The organism is Streptomyces akebiae, from assembly GCF_019599145.1.
GTDB lineage: Bacteria > Actinomycetota > Actinomycetes > Streptomycetales > Streptomycetaceae > Streptomyces > Streptomyces akebiae.
Genome location: NZ_CP080647.1, coordinates 9,906,531 through 9,918,613 on the forward strand (window position 1 = coordinate 9,906,531; position 12,083 = coordinate 9,918,613).

Sequence of the window (12,083 nt, forward strand, 5' to 3'; positions counted from 1 at the left end):
CGCCATGACGACCACCGGCTTTCGGCCCACCCACGTCGTCCCTCCGGGCGGCCTGTCCGCCTGGGAGAGCCCCGACCCGGCCCATCCGACCGTGGCCCTCGACGCGCTGCTGCCGGTCCAGCTGCTGGAGCGGCGCGGCGACTGGGGCCATGTCCTGTGCGCCAACGGCTGGTCCGCCTGGGTCGACGGCCGCCTCCTCGTCGCCGTACCGCAGGACCCGCCCGCCGCCGGCGTGGCACCCGCCCGTACGGCCGACCCGCGTCCGCTGCTGGCCCGGGCCGAGGAGGCCCTGACGCGCTACCGCACCGAGGCGGAGGCCCTGGCCGCCGGGCACCGCGACGGCGAGTCCTTCCGCGAGCGTACGAAGGGGCTGCGGATCGGGGTCGTCGTCGACGGCGAGTCGCTGTGGCTGTTCGACGCGGCGCACGAGCGGTGGGTGTACTGCGACGGGGCGCGGCTGAGCACGTTCGCCGCTGTGGACGAACCGCGCGAGACCCCGGCCGTCCCCCGCTTCGCCCCGGCCGCCGCTCCCGCCGCGCCACCGGAACCCACGAGGGTCGTGGGGGCCCCGGTACGCGAACCGGCGGACCGGAGCCCGCCCGACTCCGGGCCGACCGACCGTCGACCCCCCGGTACCAGGCCTCCCGACACCAGGCCGACCGCCCCCCGCCCGGCGGACCACGGGCCGAGCGAGGACGAGCCCACGCGCATGGTCCCGCCGGTGACCCGCGATGAGTGACACGCAGCCGTACGCGGGGCGCCCCTCCGAGCCGGTCGGACGGCAGATCGCCGGCTACCGCGTGGAGCGCGAGATCGGCCGGGGCGGCATGGCCGTCGTGTACCAGGCCAGGGATCTGCGGCTGGAGCGGACGGTCGCGCTGAAGCTGCTCGCCCCGGAACTGGCCCGCAACGACACGTTCCGGCGCCGCTTCACCCACGAGTCACGGGTGGCCGCCGCGATCGACCACCCCCACATCGTGCCGGTCTTCGAGGCCGGCGAGACGGACGGCGTCCTCTACATCGCCATGCGCTACGTCGCCGGCAGCGATCTGCGGCATCTCCTGGACCGGGAGGGCCCGCTGCCAGTCACGACCGCGACGCGGATCGCCGCCCAGGTCGCCTCCGCGCTCGACGCGGCGCACGACCACGGCCTGGTGCACCGGGACGTGAAGCCCGGCAACATCCTGGTCGCGCAGGGCACGGACAGCGACCACCCCGAGCACGTCTATCTCACCGACTTCGGCCTGACGAAGAAGTCGCTGTCCCTGACCGGCTTCACCACCGTCGGCCAGTTCGTGGGGACGCTCGACTACGTGGCGCCGGAGCAGATCTCGGGCAAGCCGGTCGACGGCCGCTGCGACGTCTACAGCCTCGCCTGCGTCGTCCACGAGACACTCGTCGGCCGGCCGCCGTTCCAGCGGGACGACGACATGGCCCTGTTGTGGGCCCACCAGTACGACCAGCCGCCCCCGCTGACCGGCGTGCGCCCCGATCTGCCCCCCGCGGTGGACCACGTCATGGCGACGGCGCTGGCCAAGTCCCCGGACGACCGGTACGACTCGTGCCTCTCCTTCGTGGCGGCGCTCCGGGCGGCCGGGACGGCTCGGGGCTTCCCGCCGGGGCACGCACCGACCCGGGCGGTCACGCCGACCGCGTCCGGACCGACCGAGGCCCCGCCCGAGCCGCCCCGATGGGCCGAACCCGTGTTCATCCGGTCCGGCCGTCACCCCGGCTGACGTCGAGCCGCGCGATGTGGGCCACGTTCTCCCGGTCGTCGGCGTCCGAACCGGCCTCGGCGGCGAACCAGGCGTCAAGGATCTCCTTGAGCAGCGGCTCGGAGGTCAGCCTCAGCCCGAGCGCCAGCACATTGGCGTCGTTCCACCGGCGAGCGCCGTCGGCCGTGTAGGCGTCCGTGCACAGCGCCGCGCGAACGCCCGGAACCTTGTTCGCGGCGATCGACGCGCCCGTGCCGGTCCAGCAGCACACGACGGCCTGGTCGGACGCGCCGGAGGCGACCTCGCGCGCCGCCGCCTCCGAGCAGACGGCCCAGCGGGGGTCGTCCCCGGCGCGCAGCGCGCCGTGCGTGACGACGTCGTGGCCCCGGCCGCGCAACTCCGCGAGGAGGAGACGTGCGACGGGCTCGTCCATGTCCGAGGAGACGGAGATCCGCATGCCCCCGAGGCTACCCGCCTCCAGGACCCCGGCTACGGGCGCGGCCACGGCTTTCCGGCCAACCGCTCGATGCTCGTGTTGAGGCGCTTCAGATAGTCGGCGAACCCGGCGATGCCCTCGTCGGACCAGCCCTCCAGGACCATGGCGAGTGTACGGACGTTGCCCTCCCGCTCCTCGTCCAGTCGGCGCTCGCGCCGATGATCGGCTGCGGGGCCGCGCTGGTCGCCGCGGCGGTCGCCGTGTTCATCCCCGGCGCGCGGGCCACCTCCGATCCGGGCCAGGGCGCGGAGGAGCGGGACCCGGGCACGGTGGAGGCGCCTGCTTCCGCCGCTTGACCGGGCGGCCCGGCTGTCGGTGAGTGCGTGGGCTCCCGCGCGCGGCCGCCCCGCGCCTCGGCGGCCTGCACCGGACGGTGGGCCCTGTCGGGGTCCCGGCTCCCCGGCGGGCAGCGCGTCCTCGGCCGCCCGCAGCCGCCGCCCGTCCGGACCTGGTGTCTCCTCCGCCTGGAGCACGCCGGTGTGGCCGTGGTCGGCGGGGCGAGGAGGAAGGGCCGGGAGAACCGGCGCACCAGGGCGGCCGCTCGTCGCCCATGCCCGCCGGCAGGGTCTTCCGGCACCCGGCGGCGTCACCGCCGAGCAGCCGTGCCTGGGCGCGCAGCCCCGTAACGGAGGTGGCCCGTCGGCTGCGGCAGGCGGTGGAGAGGGGCCAGGGCGCGCGCCGGGGCGCGGTCGGGCCGAGGCGGTGGCGAGGCGGGGCGAGTCGGTGGTCGGGTCAGGGCGAGGTGGGCGGATCCAGGAGCCGGACCACGATCGACCAGGGGCCGTCGGAGCGGGCGTAGAGGAGACAGGGGCCGGTGACGGGGGCTTCGCCGTGCCAGGGACCCACGTGGTTGGCCAGTTCGTCGAGGAAACCGGTGCCGTCCGGTTCGAAGGTGTCGACGAGGAAGTACCCACCGTCGTCGGAGCGCGGATCGCCCTCGTACCGGAGCGTCGCGATCCCGGGACCCCCGGTGTGGCGCAGCACGTCCGAGGCGGGACGTCGCGTGTGGCCCTCGCAGGGCAGCGCGCTCGACAGCGGGCTCACGTCGACCGTCCACGGTCCGTCCGCCTGGACGCGGAGGGCCCGCACCGGCCGGTCGTCGGCGTTGACCAGGGCACGGCACGAGAAGGGGCCGTCGGTGTAGACGAGTTGGCTCTGCGAGTGCAGCCTCCCGTCCAGGGCGTCCACGACGAAGTGCCCGTTCCCCGAGTGGGTGATGTCGAGGATGACCGGATCCGTCCCGGTCGTCAGCCGGGCGACCTTGTCGCCGTCGCCACCGATCCGCTGGAGTGCCGGGTCGCCCGCGGTGAGCACCGGTGGCGCCTGCCGGGGCGGTTCGTCGCTCTTGCCGACCTCGGGAGGAGGCACCACAGGGGCCTGTCGCTGCGCACGGTCGCGTCGGAACCACTTCATCGAGCCCCCCTGGTGACGTCTGCGCACAGTATTGGGCGTGCGGGTCGCCGCGTACACAACGAGGACCGCACTTCGCCAACCGCCCTTGTGGCGTGGGGGATTGTGGTGTTCATCATTGTTTGAGGGGGAGTGCGGTCCGACGAGTATCGTCCTCGCGCCGACCGGGCATGGTGAGGGGGGCGGAACATGACCGGGGCAGGCGGTGCGCGACGACGGGGTCGTGCGTCTGCCCGCGGCGCCGCCCCCGAGCCGTTCTGTGAATGTCGCACCACGCGTGCCGCACACGTGTGGTGCGAGAAGAGGGGGAGCCATGGTGCCGCCGGTCGTGCCCGAGGACGTTCTGTCGCAGCCGATGCTGAGCCCGCTGACGCCCGCCGCCCTCTTCCTGGTCGTCGGCGTCGTCCCCGGCGGTGAGTCGACGGCGCGCGGGGTGCTGGCAGGACTCGCCGGTCTGGAACGGGCGGTGGGCTTCTCCAGCCCCGACGGCGCCCTGGGCTGTGTGGCCGGGATCGGCGCCGAGGCCTGGGACCGCCTCTTCGGTCCGCCCCGCCCCGCCGCCCTGCACCCTTTCCCGCAGCTGGACGGGGCCCGGCACCGGGCCGTGTCCACCCCGGGCGACCTGCTCTTCCACATCCGGGCGACCCGCGTGGACCTCTGCTTCGCACTGGCCGCCGAGATCATGCGGCAACTGCGCGGCGCGGTCACCCTGGAGGACGAGGTCCAGGCCTTCGCGTACTTCGACTCCCGCAACCTGCTCGGCTTCGTCGACGGCACCGAGAACCCGGTCGGGCGCGTGGCGGCCGAAGCGGTGCTGGTCGGTGACGAGGACCCGGACTTCCGGGGCGGCAGCTACGTGCTCGTGCAGAAGTACCTGCATGACGTGGAGTCCTGGGAGAAACTCCCCGTCGAGGCCCAGGAGAAGGTCATCGGCCGGACCAAGCTGACCAACCTCGAACTGGACGTGGAGGGTTCGCACGTCGACGTCAACACCCTCCTCGGCCCCGACGGCACGGAGCAGCGCATACTGCGCGCCGCCATGCCGTTCGGCAGGCCCGGACAGGGCGAGTTCGGCACGTACTTCATCGCCTACGCCCGCGACCCCTCGGTCCCCGAGGCGATGCTGCGGAAGATGTTCCTCGGCGAACCGCCGAACGGTCACGACCCGATCCTGGACTTCTCCCGGGCCGTGACCGGAACCATGTTCTTCGTGCCGTCGGCGGACTTCCTGCGCACCATCCCGGCTCGGCGCCCGCCGGTCTGACCGTCAGAACGCGTCCTCGCCCTCGACGAACGTCCGCACCACCTCGATGTCCCCGATCCGGGACACGTCCACCCGGCGCGGATCGTCTCCCAGTACGACGAGATCGGCCCGCCTGCCGGGAGTGACGCTGCCGGCGTCACCGTCCCAGTGGCAGGCGCGGGCGGCCTCGACGGTGTACGCGCGCAGCGCCTCCTCGACCGTGATCGCCTCGGCGGGGCCGATGAGGCGGCCGGACTCCGAGGCCCGCTCCACCATGAACTGGATCGCCCGCAGCGGGGCGCCGTTCGCGACCGGACGGTCCGAGCTGCCGGCGACCCGGACACCGTGGTCGAGGAAGCCCCGGCCCCGGTACAGCCAGCCGGCCCGGTCCTCGCCCATGATCGTGGCGTAGTCGTCACCGTAGTAGCGCAGGAAGCTCGGCTGGACGACGACGGTGACACCGAGCGCGGCCAGCCGGGGCAGTTGGTCGGGGCGGACCAGGCCCGCGTGCTCGACACGATGGCGTGCCTCCGGGCGGGGGCTCAGCTTCTGGGCCTTCTCCAGCGCGTCCAGCGCGACGTCGAGGGCCCGGTCGCCGATCGCGTGCACGGCGAGCTGCCAGCCCGCGAGGTGTCCCTCGACGATCGTGCTCTCCAGGACCTCGGGCTCGTGCATGAGTTGACCGGAACCGTCACTGCCCAGGTAGGGGCTGGTGAGGGCCGCCGTACGGGCCATCATGCCGCCGTCGGTGAAGATCTTGAGCGAGCCGAGGGAGAGCGTGCCCTCACCGAAGCCCGTGCGCAGGCCGAGGTCGATCGCCCGGCTCGTGGTGTCCTCGGCGTCGGCGCGGACCGGGCGGAGCGCGTCGGCGGCCACCATCAGCCGTACCCGCAGCGGCAGTCGGCCCGACTCGTGGGCGAGCTGGTACGCGGCGCCCTCGATGGGGCTGTGCCCGAACAGCCGGGCCCCGACGCCCGCTTCGGCGCACCCCGTGATGCCCTCGGACCGGCAGACGCGGGCGGCGTGCTCGATCGCCGAGGCCAGTTCGGCGAGCGAGTGCGGCGGCCGGGACCGCAGCGCGGCCCCCATGGCGCCCTCCGCGAGGAAACCGTCCGGCCGGGCCACCTCCGCCGGAAGTCCTTCGAGCACCGCCGAGTTGACGAGGCAGGCGTGCCCGGAGAGATGGCCCAGGTACACCTTGCGCCCGGCGCTGACGGTGTCGAGGTCGCTCGCCGTGAGCGGGCGGTCGAGGGTGCGCTGGTCGTAGCCGCCGAAGTCCACCCAGCCGCCGACCGGGGCCCCGGCCACCGCCTCCGCCACCACGCGGAGCACGTCGTCGGCGCGCCGGCTCGGCGCGACACTGGGTGACTTGGCCTTCAAGCCCGCCCACGCCAGGTGCACATGGGCGTCGATGAACCCCGGCAGTACGGTGGCGCCGCCCAGGTCCAGGGTCCGCCGCGCCGGAAGGCCCGCCACGTCCTCGTCCAGGCCGACGACGCGACCCCGCCAGATGCCGAGTTCCCGGGCGGTCGGGCGGTCCTGAACCATCGTGACGATGCGGGCGTTGGTGATCCTGGTGCTGAGCACGAACAGGTCCTTCCGGTCGGGGCGGGGCGCCCGGTGCGTTCTCGTATCGGTGAAGTGGCCTGCTCCGCCCGCCAGTTGACGGTCGGTTCGGCCAATGTCCCAGCGTTCGGGGAGGTCGCTCAGGTCTCGAAGACATCTCAGGGCTGGTCCAGGAAGACAAATGTAGTTAGCCTTACCTAAGTTTTCTTGTACGGTTCCTGTGTTGGCGAAACCGGTCCGGAGTGTTGCGTGAGAAAAGCGGACCCACCGGGACGGAACGTCCTGTGGCGCGCGGTCGACGGACAGCGTCGGGACGTCGTGCTGGGCGCGGTTCTGGGGATGGGACACCAGACGGGCGAGGCCCTGGTGCCGGTGCTCATCGGACTGGCCATCGAGCGCGGAGTCGTGGACGGCGACATCCCCGGGCTGCTGCTGTGGCTGCTCGTCCTGGCCGCCGTGTACGTCGGGCTCTCCTTCAGCTTCCGGTTCAGCGCGAGGGCGGGGGAACGCGCCGCCGTCACCGCCGCGCACCACCTGAGAACCGCCCTCGTCGGACGTGTCCTCGCACCCGAGGGCGGCGCCGAAGAGGGAAGGCTGCCGGGCGAGTTGACGAACATCGCCACCGAGGACGCCAAGCGGGTCGGTGCCGTCGCCATGGCCCTCATCGTCGCCTTCGCGGCCACCGCCGGGCTTGTGGTCAGCGCGGTCGCCCTGCTGCGCGTCTCGCTCGTCCTGGGCCTGCTCGTCCTCCTGGGCACCCCCCTGCTGCTGTGGCTGGGACACCTGTTGAGCAAGCCGCTCGAACGGCGCAGCGAGACCGAACAGGACCGCGCCGCACAGGCCTCCGGCGTCGCCGCCGACCTGGTCGCCGGAGTGCGCGTGCTCAAGGGCATCGGCGCCGAGCAGGCGGCCGTCGCCCGCTACCGGCGCGTCAGCCAGGACTCCCTCGCCGCCACGCTGCGCGCCGCCCGCGCCGAGGCCTGGCAGAACGGCGTCGTCACCATCCTCACCGGCGCCTTCATCGCCCTGGTCGCCCTCGTCGGCGGCCGCCTCGCCGCACGCGGCGACATCGGCCTCGGTGAACTCGTCTCCTCCGTCGGGCTCGCCCTGTTCATCGTCGGCCCGCTCTCCGAGTTCGCCTGGATCAACGCCGAACTCGCCCAGGGCCGCGCCTCCGCCGCCCGGATCGCCGAGGTGCTGGACGCCCCCGGCGCCGTGCCCGCCCAGGGTTCCGCCGAAGCCGTACCGCCGGCCGGCGTCGAGGGACGGCTCACGCTGCGCGCCCTCACCTACGGCCCCTTGCGCGGGGTCGACCTCGACATCGCCCCCGGTGAGACCGTCGGCATCGCCACCACCGACCCCGCCGACGCCACGGCGCTGCTGCGCTGCCTGGGCCGCCACGCCGACCCCGACGACGGCACCGTCGAACTCGACGGCACCGCACTGACCGCACTCGGACCGGACGACGTCCGCGCGGCGATGCTCGTCGCCGAACACGACGCCGACCTGTTCGAGGGCACGGTCCTGGACAACGTCACGGCGGGGGTCGGAGCCACCGGGCCCGGGGGAGCGACGGCGGGCGCGCCGGCGGACGTCGCCGACGCGGGGACGGGAGACACGGGGACGGGAGGTACGGCCGCACCGGCGGGCGTCACCGCCGCGATGGTCGCCTCCGGTACCGACGAGGTCGCCCGCTCGCTGCCCGACGGCGTCCACACCGCCGTCACCGCACGCGGCCGTTCACTCTCCGGCGGCCAGCGCCAGCGCGTGGCCCTGGCCCGCGCCCTGGCCGCCGACGCGCCGGTCCTCGTCGTGCACGAACCGGCCACCGCCGTCGACGCCGTCACCGAGACGCGTATCGCCGCCGGCATCAGGGACGTCCGCGGCGGACGCACCACCCTCCTGGTGACCAACAGCCCCGCTCTGCTCGCCGTCACCGACCGCGTCGTCCTCCTCCACGAAGGCCGGGTCGCCGCGACCGGCGACCACGAACGCCTCGTCCACGAGCGCGCCGACTACCGGACGGCGGTCCTCACATGACCGATCACGCCAGGGCCGCCGAGCCCGCCGAGCCCGCCGATGCCTCCGAAGCGGTTGAGGCCACGGAGGGGGCGCAGCCTGTAGGGGCTGCGGAGGCTGGGGAAGCCCCCCGGGTGGTGGAGGCGGTGCGGTCTGCTGTGGGGGCGAAGGACGTGGGAGTCGTTCGGCCGGATGAAGAGGTGCGGGCCGTGGGAGTCGTCCGGTCTGACGTAGAGGCGCGGTCTGTGGCTGCCGTCCGGCCCGGTCAGGTCGCGGACTTCGGAACGGTCGTCGAGCCGGTCGAGGCGGTAGGGGGTGCCGGATCCGTCCGGGCCGGCGAGGTCACCGAGGCCGCCCAGCCGGTCGAGGTCGCGGAAGGCACCGAAGCCGTCGAGGCCGTCGAGGCCGGGAGCCGGGGCGGTGACCATGCCGGGCCCGTCCTGCTGCCCGTCGCCAGTCCCGCCCGGACCCGCGCCGCGGTCGTCGAACTGCTGCGTCCACAGCGGCGGTTGGCGCTGTCCGCGTTCGGCGTCATGGTCGGGTCCACCGCTGTCGGCCTGCTCGTGCAGCCCCTCCTGGGCCGGATCGTCGACCTGGCGGCCGACCGGGGGTCCGCCGACGCCATCACCGCCACCGCCGTGCTCCTCGTGGCCGTCGCCGTAGCCCAGGGCGTCAGCGCCGGGTTCGGGCTGTCACAGATCGCCCGGCTCGGTGAGACGACGCTGGCCCGGCTGCGCGAACGCTTCGTCGAGCGGGCCCTCGCCCTTCCCCTGGACCGGGTGGAGAAGGCCGGCGCCGGCGACCTGACCGCCCGGGTCACCGCCGACGTCTCCCTCATCGCCGACGCCGTGCGCAACGCGCTGCCCGCGCTCGGACGGTCGGTGCTCACCATCGTCCTGACCTTCGGCGCCCTCGCCCTGCTCGACTGGCGGTTCCTGCTGGCCGCGCTGCTCGCGGTCCCCGTGCAGGCGGCCACCGCACGCTGGTACGTCGCCCGTGCCATCCCGCTCTACGCCGAGCAGCGGGTGGCCGCCGGCGCCCAACAGCAACAGATGCTCGACACCATCGGCGGCAGCTCCACCGTGCGGGCGTTCCGGCTGGGCCGCGAGCACACCGAGCGGGTCACCGAGCGGTCGTGGTCCGTGGTGGCGCTGACCATGCGCGGCGTACGCCTCGTCCTCGGCTTCTACAGCCGACTGCACATCGCCGAGTACATCGGGCTCGCCGCCGTCCTCGTCACCGGCTACTGGCTGGTCCGCGACGGCTCCGCCAGCATCGGTACGGCGACCGCCGCCGCCCTGTACTTCCACAGCCTGTTCGGCCCCGTCAACGCGGCCCTCGCCCTCCTCGACGACGCCCAGTCGGCCACGGCGGGCCTCGCCCGGCTCGTCGGCGTCACCGACGAACCCGAGGCCCCGCCGCCGACGCGCACCGTCGGGGCCGGCGGTGTCGACGTCACCGTCCGAGGGCTCGGCCACGCCTACCGGCCGGGCCACCCCGTCCTGCACGACACCGACCTGACGATCCACCACGGCGAACGCGTGGCCCTCGTCGGCGCCAGCGGAGCCGGCAAGACCACCCTGGCGCGACTCGTCGCGGGCATCCAGCCGCCCACCACCGGCGACGTCCTGGTCGGCGGCATCCCGCCCACCGAACTCGGCTCCGCCGCCTCCCGCACGATCGCCCTGATCACCCAGGAGACCCATGTCTTCGCGGGCCCCCTCGCCGACGACCTGCGCCTCGCCAAGCCCGACGCCACCGACGACGAACTGCGCGCCGCGCTCGACCGTGTCGACGCCCTCGCCTGGGCCGAGGCCCTGCCCGACGGGCTCGCCACGGTCGTCGGCGACGGCGGCCACCGGCTCAGCGGCGAGCGGACCCAGGCCCTCGCACTGGCCCGGCTGATCCTCGCCGACCCGCCCCTGGTGATCCTCGACGAGGCCACCGCGGAGGCGGGCAGCGCCGGCGCCCGCACCCTGGAGAAGGCGGTCGCCCGCGCCGTCGACGGCCGGACCGCGCTGATCGTCGCCCACCGCCTCAGCCAGGCCGCCACCGCCGACCGCGTCGTCGTCATGGACGCCGGCCGTGTGGTCGAGAGCGGTACCCACGACGAACTCCACGCCGCGCGAGGCCCCTACGCCGCCCTCTGGTCGGCTTGGTCGGACGCCCGCGACACCGGCCCCCGGCCGACCGACCGCCGGCCGGCCTCCGAGACCCCCACAAGCACCGCTCCGCAGAATCCCGAACCGAAGGACCGCTGATGTTCCGCTCCCGCAGAGCGCCACGGCTCGCCGTCGTGCTCGCCTCCGCCACCCTGCTCCTCGCCACCGCATGCGGTGGGGGCTCCGACTCCGACGACGCGTCGGGCGCCGGCGCGGAGGCGAGCACCTCCGGTGACTCCGCCTTCCCGGTCTCCCTCGACCACAAGTACGGCAGCACCACGATCAAGGCCGAACCCAAGCGGATCGTCACCGTCGGCCTCACCGACCAGGACGCGGTCCTCGCCCTCGGCAAGGTCCCCGTCGGCACCACCGAATGGCTCGGCGGCTACAAGGGCGCCATCGGCCCCTGGGCCGAGGACAAGCTCGGTTCCGCCGAGGCCCCGACCGTCCTCAAGGACACGGGCACCGGCCCGCAGGTGGAGAAGATCGCCGCCCTCAAGCCCGACCTGATCCTCGCGGTGTACGGCGGACTCACGAAGGAACAGTACGAGTCGCTGTCCAAGTTCGCCCCCGTGGTCGCCCAGCCGAAGGCGTACAACGACTACGGCGTCCCGTGGCAGGAGCAGACCGAGACCATCGGCAAGGCGCTCGGCAAGCCCGAGGAGGCCGCGAAGGCGGTCGCCGACACCGAGGCGAAGATCAAGGCCGCCGCCGACGACCACCCCGGCTTCAAGGGCTCCACGGCCGCCATGGCCACCCCGTACGAGGGCATGTTCGTCTTCGGCAGCCAGGACGCCCGCTCGCGTCTGCTGACCGGCCTCGGCTTCACCCTGCCGACCGACCTGGACAAGGCGATCGGCGACCAGTTCGGCGCGAACATCAGCAAGGAGCGCACCGACCTGCTCGACCAGGACGCCGTCGTGTGGATCGTCGGCGACCCCGTCAAGGACGCCGCGAAGCTGCACAAGGACGCCTCGTACAAGGATCTGACGGTCGTGAAGGAGGGCCGCGAGGTCTTCGTGAACGAGAGCAGCGACTACGGCAACGCCACGTCCTTCGTCTCGGTCCTCAGCCTGCCGTACGTGGTCGAGCGGCTGGCCCCGCAGCTGGCGGCGGCCGTCGACGGCAAGACGGACACCAAGGTGGAGCAGCCCGCGTCCTGACGCGGGCGGGGGCACGAGGTACGAGTACGACGAGGGGGGCCGGTCACCGACCGGCCCCCCTCTCGTGTCTCTCCCGTGTCAGCCGTCCATCGACTCGGCCAGGCTGCGCGGCCGCATGTCCGTCCAGTGGGTCTCGACGTGGTCCAGGCAGGACTGCCGGGAGTCGGGTCCGTGGACCACCCGCCAGCCGGCCGGCACGTCCACGAAGTCCGGCCACAGGCTGTGCTGGTTCTCGTCGTTGACCAGCACCAGGTAGGTGCCCTCGGGGTCCTCGAACGGGTTGCTCATGCCATTCCTCTTTCCGATTTC

The 12,083-nt window shown here is 73.7% G+C and carries 11 protein-coding genes; 6 read left to right on the forward strand and 5 right to left on the reverse strand.

The genetic code is table 11. The features are described from left to right. Nucleotides 1–4: 4 nt before the first annotated feature. Together K1J60_RS42955 and K1J60_RS42960 are read left to right on the forward strand one after the other, a co-directional pair. Nucleotides 5–739: a thioredoxin domain-containing protein gene (locus K1J60_RS42955; protein WP_220650954.1), complete on the forward strand. Its 735-nt coding sequence runs from the start codon at nt 5–7 to the stop codon at nt 737–739. After that, nucleotides 732–1,736 carry a serine/threonine-protein kinase gene (locus K1J60_RS42960; protein ID WP_220650955.1) on the forward strand — a complete coding sequence of 335 codons (1,005 nt, stop codon included), beginning with the start codon at nt 732–734 and terminating at the stop codon, nt 1,734–1,736. Before K1J60_RS42955 ends, K1J60_RS42960 begins: the two co-directional genes overlap by 8 nt. Here K1J60_RS42960 and K1J60_RS42965 read toward each other — a convergent pair. From K1J60_RS42965 to K1J60_RS42975, 3 genes are all read right to left on the reverse strand, one after another. Continuing rightward, the gene (locus tag K1J60_RS42965) at nt 1,708–2,172 is read right to left on the reverse strand and encodes an RpiB/LacA/LacB family sugar-phosphate isomerase (RefSeq protein ID WP_220650956.1); all 465 of its coding nucleotides are present in this window, start codon (nt 2,170–2,172) and stop codon (nt 1,708–1,710) included. The genes K1J60_RS42960 and K1J60_RS42965 overlap by 29 nt on opposite strands. A 32-nt stretch (nt 2,173–2,204) precedes the next feature. Then, nucleotides 2,205–2,684: a hypothetical protein gene (locus K1J60_RS46525; RefSeq protein ID WP_259408176.1), complete on the reverse strand. Its 480-nt coding sequence runs from the start codon at nt 2,682–2,684 to the stop codon at nt 2,205–2,207. 259 nt (nt 2,685–2,943) lie between these two features. Beyond that, a complete protein-coding gene (locus K1J60_RS42975; protein ID WP_220650957.1) occupies nt 2,944–3,624 on the reverse strand; it encodes a hypothetical protein in 681 nt (226 codons plus the stop codon). A gap of 310 nt (nt 3,625–3,934) precedes the next feature. On the opposite strand from K1J60_RS42975, the gene K1J60_RS42980 reads away from it, so the two are divergent. Further along, nucleotides 3,935–4,885 (forward strand): Dyp-type peroxidase, encoded by a 951-nt coding sequence (locus K1J60_RS42980; RefSeq protein WP_220650958.1) that lies wholly within the window; start codon nt 3,935–3,937, stop codon nt 4,883–4,885. A 3-nt stretch (nt 4,886–4,888) separates the two neighbouring features. Here the strand turns inward: K1J60_RS42980 and K1J60_RS42985 are convergent, their stop codons facing one another. Beyond that, nucleotides 4,889–6,451 (reverse strand): amidohydrolase, encoded by a 1,563-nt coding sequence (locus K1J60_RS42985; RefSeq protein ID WP_220650959.1) that lies wholly within the window; start codon nt 6,449–6,451, stop codon nt 4,889–4,891. 228 nt (nt 6,452–6,679) lie between these two features. Between K1J60_RS42985 and K1J60_RS42990 the strand changes: the two genes are divergently transcribed. The 3 genes from K1J60_RS42990 (at nt 6,680) to K1J60_RS43000 (ending at nt 11,774) form a co-directional block, all read left to right on the forward strand. Then, nucleotides 6,680–8,470, forward strand: coding sequence for an ABC transporter transmembrane domain-containing protein (locus K1J60_RS42990; protein ID WP_220650960.1), 1,791 nt, complete (start codon nt 6,680–6,682; stop codon nt 8,468–8,470). A gap of 512 nt (nt 8,471–8,982) precedes the next feature. Beyond that, the gene (locus tag K1J60_RS42995; protein WP_259408378.1) at nt 8,983–10,710 is read left to right on the forward strand and encodes an ABC transporter ATP-binding protein; all 1,728 of its coding nucleotides are present in this window, start codon (nt 8,983–8,985) and stop codon (nt 10,708–10,710) included. Next, a complete protein-coding gene (locus tag K1J60_RS43000) occupies nt 10,710–11,774 on the forward strand; it encodes an iron-siderophore ABC transporter substrate-binding protein (RefSeq protein ID WP_220650961.1) in 1,065 nt (354 codons plus the stop codon). The genes K1J60_RS42995 and K1J60_RS43000 overlap by 1 nt, the downstream gene beginning before the upstream one ends. A gap of 78 nt (nt 11,775–11,852) precedes the next feature. On the opposite strand, the gene K1J60_RS43005 is transcribed toward K1J60_RS43000, so the two are convergent. Beyond that, complete coding sequence (locus K1J60_RS43005; RefSeq protein WP_033526179.1) at nt 11,853–12,062, reverse strand: MbtH family protein; 210 nt, start codon at nt 12,060–12,062, stop codon at nt 11,853–11,855. Nucleotides 12,063–12,083: the final 21 nt, after the last annotated feature.

Bases quoted from the DNA above. Each gene is read 5' to 3' on its own strand.
- K1J60_RS43000 (WP_220650961.1), top strand. From the start codon at position 10,710: ATGTTCCGCTCCCGCAGAGCGCCACGGCTCGCCGTCGTGCTCGCCTCC.
- K1J60_RS42960 (WP_220650955.1), top strand. From the start codon at position 732: ATGAGTGACACGCAGCCGTACGCGGGGCGCCCCTCCGAGCCGGTCGGA.
- K1J60_RS42995 (WP_259408378.1), top strand. From the start codon at position 8,983: ATGGTCGGGTCCACCGCTGTCGGCCTGCTCGTGCAGCCCCTCCTGGGC.
- K1J60_RS42955 (WP_220650954.1), top strand. From the start codon at position 5: ATGACGACCACCGGCTTTCGGCCCACCCACGTCGTCCCTCCGGGCGGC.
- K1J60_RS42975 (WP_220650957.1), bottom strand. From the start codon at position 3,624: ATGAAGTGGTTCCGACGCGACCGTGCGCAGCGACAGGCCCCTGTGGTG.
- K1J60_RS42980 (WP_220650958.1), top strand. From the start codon at position 3,935: ATGGTGCCGCCGGTCGTGCCCGAGGACGTTCTGTCGCAGCCGATGCTG.
- K1J60_RS42965 (WP_220650956.1), bottom strand. From the start codon at position 2,172: ATGCGGATCTCCGTCTCCTCGGACATGGACGAGCCCGTCGCACGTCTC.
- K1J60_RS43005 (WP_033526179.1), bottom strand. From the start codon at position 12,062: ATGAGCAACCCGTTCGAGGACCCCGAGGGCACCTACCTGGTGCTGGTC.